General features: G+C 68.2%; 4 protein-coding genes and 1 pseudogene. 3 read left to right on the top strand and 2 right to left on the bottom strand.

From position 1 onward, the window contains the following. Positions 1-130: 130 nt before the first annotated feature. Positions 131-394 (top strand): ribosomal protein L7/L12, encoded by a 264-nt coding sequence (locus AB0P06_RS36705; protein ID WP_363615319.1) that lies wholly within the window; start codon positions 131-133, stop codon positions 392-394. Positions 395-553: 159 nt separating this feature from the next. Here AB0P06_RS36705 and AB0P06_RS36700 read toward each other — a convergent pair whose 3' ends face one another. Both AB0P06_RS36700 and AB0P06_RS36695 read right to left on the bottom strand, forming a co-directional pair. Further along, positions 554-1,687: a DUF3631 domain-containing protein gene (locus tag AB0P06_RS36700; protein WP_363615323.1), complete on the bottom strand. Its 1,134-nt coding sequence runs from the start codon at positions 1,685-1,687 to the stop codon at positions 554-556. 520 nt (positions 1,688-2,207) lie between these two features. Further along, positions 2,208-2,423, bottom strand: a complete 216-nt coding sequence (locus tag AB0P06_RS36695; RefSeq protein WP_363615321.1) for a hypothetical protein — start codon at positions 2,421-2,423, stop codon at positions 2,208-2,210. Between the two features lie 126 nt (positions 2,424-2,549). Here AB0P06_RS36695 and AB0P06_RS36690 point away from each other — a divergent pair, with 126 nt between their 5' ends. Further along, positions 2,550-3,173, top strand: coding sequence for a helix-turn-helix transcriptional regulator (locus tag AB0P06_RS36690; RefSeq protein ID WP_363615317.1), 624 nt, complete (start codon positions 2,550-2,552; stop codon positions 3,171-3,173). Continuing rightward, positions 3,170-3,817: pseudogene (locus AB0P06_RS36685) on the top strand (site-specific integrase); the annotation flags it as partial. The gene AB0P06_RS36690 and the pseudogene AB0P06_RS36685, both read left to right, overlap by 4 nt. Positions 3,818-3,907: the final 90 nt, after the last annotated feature.

Raw genomic sequence — 3,907 nt, 5'->3', positions numbered from 1 at the left:
GGTCCGATATCCGCTCATCCGCAGGCGACTTGACCTGCCCCACCCTCGCCACACCACAACCAACGAGACACCGACCACAAAGTCACCGGCATTGGGGCTAGGCTCTCAAGGACCGGCAGTTGGAGGGGGCGTGGGCGGCGGAGTCAGGTACTTCACGCTGGTCTGTGACGACGTGCCGTACAGCGTCGTGCTGGCCGATCCTGGCACCCGCACCATGGACGTGCTGAAGGAGATCCGCCGGCTCACCGGGCTCAGCCTGTGGCACGGCAAACTCCTCATCGGCCAGCTTCCAGCGACGGTTCTCGAAGACCAACCCGAAGACACAGCGCGGGCAGCTGCCAGTGCTCTTCGCGCCGTTGGCGCTGTCGCCCATGCGGTCGAGCAGACCGATTGAGGACTCGTCCGTTACCCACCGCGTTGCAGTCGTCCCACACGTTGCAGACCTGGTCAGAGCGGTACGGGTGGCGCTCGCAGGACGACAGGACCCGTTGCGGAGAACGAACCCGTCCCCGCCCTGAGCTGGGCGGGGACGGGTGGTACGACTGGCAGCGAGTCAGCTGCCTGTAGTGACCTGCGGCTCGGCGGGCTCGGGGCAGTAGCGACTCCAGGCGTCGAGGAAACCGTTGCGGGTGAAGCCCTTGAGCTGCACGCCATCCGGGAAGCGGATGTTCATCGAGCCGATGCCGTAGTCCTTGAGCAGAAGCTGCAGGCCACGGGCGCTCAGCCCCGTCGGTCCGTGCTCGGCCCACGGCGCCTCGTGGTCGGCCTTCAGGGCGGTCAGGAGGTGCTCGGTGGACAGGGCGTCCGGGTTGCCACCGGCGGCGAAGACGCGGCGGATGTCGACCAGGATCCTCGTCTTCAGGCCGCCGTCCTCGTCCTGCCCGGACTCGAAGGCGGTCATGGCACGGCAGGCCGCGCGGGCACGTACCGGCCACTCACCTCCGGCAAGGTCCGCGACCGTCACCAAAGGCTCCCAGGTGTCGGCAGCACGGTCGTCAACCGGCATAGGCGGCTCCATGTTGGTCGCCGCGTCGATCAGCGGCACCAGCCAGGCGTGGAGGCCGTCGCGCAGCTCGCGCAGGCCCGGGTTGTCCCGGTCGGAGCGGTACGAGGAGACGCGCTCGCCCGGCGCCCGGCGGCGCATCCGGATGACCACGGACCGGTCCATGATCGTGTCCGGAAGGTCCCCGATCCCGGCCAGAGCCGCCATGGCGAAGGTGGGGAACTTGACCACCTTGTGGTCCGGTCCGACGACCCGCAGGGTGGGGCGATTGCGCTGGTGACCGGCGTTCAGCAGGCCCCGAAGGTCCTCGTTCTTCTCGGCCGCCTTGACGCTGCCGAACATGGTGTCGGCCTCGTCCACGAGCAGGGTCGGCGGCTGGTCGGTGATCGACCGGAAGATGGCCGCCGAGGACGCGTTGACCGTGATGAGCGGGTCGTGCACGGTCTCGGTGACGATGTCGAGCAGCCGAGACTTCCCACAGCGCTTGGCCGGGCCGACCACGGCAAGACGCGGGGCATGCTGCCAAGCGGGCTGTAGATGGGTGGCGGCAACCCACAGCGTCACGGCATCCAGAGCTTGCTCGGACGGGAGGATCACGAAGCGAGCTATGGCGGATCGGAGTTCGCAGAGCAGCTCGGCTCCCGGCGATGACGGAGTGACCGGCAGGTCGCCGCTTCCGGTCATCCCGCCGAAGACGTCCGGGTCACTGACCTGTCCCGCCGGGGCACTGACCGGGTCAGCGGTGACCTGACCGGTCAAGGCACCGGGCTCCCGGTCAGTCCGGTCGGTCAGTACACCGTTCTGACCGACCGCGGGTCGGTAGTGACCGGGTTGACCGGGGACGGCAACGGCGGGCCAGCCCTTCGCCGGGTCTCCCGACGCAGGCTGGCGGGAAGTAAAGTTCACAGTGAAGCTCCTCGCTGGTGCGCACGACCTCGACCGTCGCGCTGCCACCGGTTGAACTGATTCGCTGATCTGGGGACTTCGTCCGGCCCTCGGTGTTGGTAGCACCGAGGGCCGTCGCGTTCCCGGCCTACCGAGCCGATGAGCCGATTGGGCCAACTCGCAGGCGGGTGGAGTGCGTTGCGCCGGTTTGCGACCGGCGGGCGACGCGACGATACGACCGCCCTGGCGGAAGATCCACTGCTCGGCCGGCAGTCCTCTCACGGCAGACAAGCTCGTGACCCGACCTGCGGCCTTGTCGTCATGCAGCCGCACCGTCTGGTGCGATGTCGATGCCCAGCAGCCGCAGGAGGTCTGCGGTGATCACCCGGTACTTCTTGCCCAACCGCAGCACGCGGCACGGGTAGACGTCCCGCCGCGCCAGTTCGTAGCCCTTGCTGCGGCCAAGGCCGATCGCGCGGTTGGCGGTGTCCAGGTCGATGGCGGCCGGCAACGCAAGCAGCTCCGCCCGGCTCATGCCCGCGAGCTCCTGATTGCCCGTCTCAGTTCGCACAGCTGTCTCCATTCACGGGGGCGAGCCCCGATCGGCGGCCCCGGGAAGTCCGGGATCGAGGAGCAGATTGCACCGCAATAAAGTGTCGATATGACACACGACGAAGTGGAATCTTGGTCGGCGCAGGTCACGAGAACCGTGATCGCCGAGGTTCGTAGGTGCCGGAAGGAGCTGGGCATGACCGCGCAGGACCTGGCCGACGCCTGTGACGAGCTGGGCCACCCCATCCCGCGCACCGTCATCGCGAACTGGGAGTCCGGGCGCCGGCTGACCCTCACCGTCCCGGAACTGCTCGTGCTCGCCAAGGCAGTCGACGCGCCGCCCGCCGCCCTGGTCTTCCCGCTCGGCGGGAGCACCAACGTGGACTGTCTCCCGCACGAGAGCCGAGACCCGTGGACGGCGTTCAGCTGGTTCACCGGTGAAAACCTCGACTTCGGCGACGCGGCCGTGTTTCGCGAGTACGCGGGCGTCGAGCACCACATCCGGACCGGGCACCACGACGCCTGGCAGCTCCAGTTCTCCGGTGCGAGGAAGGACTGGCCGCACGGCGCCGAAGCCAAGTTCGGCCGCCTCGTGAAGGCCGTTCGCTCGGAGCTCGTGCCGATCCGGCACCGCATGCGCGAGCTGAGGCTGACTCCCCCACCGCTCCCCAGCCACCTCGCATTCCTCGACACCGACCACAAGGACGACCAGATGAGGGAGGGAACCCCGTGAAGGGCTCTACCTACCACCGCTGCTACTGCCGGGACGCCGACACCGGCAAGCCGCTCGGCAAGGCCTGTCCGAAGCTCAGCAGCCGCAAGCACGGCTCCTACGCGGTCCGCCAGGAGCTGCCCAACCGCGAGGACGGCTCACGCCGGTCCTTCAACCGCTCCGGCTACGAGTCCCGGAAGACCGCCCAGGCCAATCTCGACCAGGTCCGCGAGTTGCTGCACATCTCAGACGCGGACGATCCTGAGGGCCTCGCGCAGATAGCCGACCTGCTGGAGAAGGTCGCCCACGAGAAGGCGCCGCTGCCGGACGTCGAGGAGACTCGTCGCCGACTCGTCTCCGGCCAGGACCTCCAGAATCGGCTGACGGTCGGCGAGTGGCTGGACCAATGGCTGGCGGGCAAGCGCGGCCGCCAGACCGCGATCAGCCGGGACGAGAGCAGTATCCGGCTCTACCTCAAGCCGCGGATCGGCCACATACGGCTCGACCGCCTTCGGGTCCGGCACCTGGAGGAGATGTTCGCGGCGATCGAGGAGGAGAACGTCGAGATTGCCGAGGCGAACGCCCAGCGGCGGGCCGCCATCGACGAACTCGCCCAGATCCCTTGGAAGGGGCAGGAGTTCCGTGCGCAGCGCAAGGCTCTCAGAGGGCGGTTCGAGAGTTGATGTCCGTTTCGAGTTGAGGTTGGGGAGAGGGCTGCTGGCTGCGGGGGTTCGGTCGGCTACTGCTTCTTGGTG

The organism is Kitasatospora sp. NPDC088351 (genome assembly GCF_040685575.1).
Classification (GTDB): Bacteria; Actinomycetota; Actinomycetes; order Streptomycetales; family Streptomycetaceae; genus Kitasatospora.
This window is presented reverse-complemented; position numbering and strand designations above follow the sequence as displayed.

Excerpts from the sequence above, each read along its gene's own strand:
- AB0P06_RS36700 (WP_363615323.1), bottom strand. The coding sequence starts at position 1,687 with ATGACCGGAAGCGGCGACCTGCCGGTCACTCCGTCATCGCCGGGAGCC.
- AB0P06_RS36695 (WP_363615321.1), bottom strand. The coding sequence starts at position 2,423 with ATGAGCCGGGCGGAGCTGCTTGCGTTGCCGGCCGCCATCGACCTGGAC.
- AB0P06_RS36690 (WP_363615317.1), top strand. The coding sequence starts at position 2,550 with ATGACACACGACGAAGTGGAATCTTGGTCGGCGCAGGTCACGAGAACC.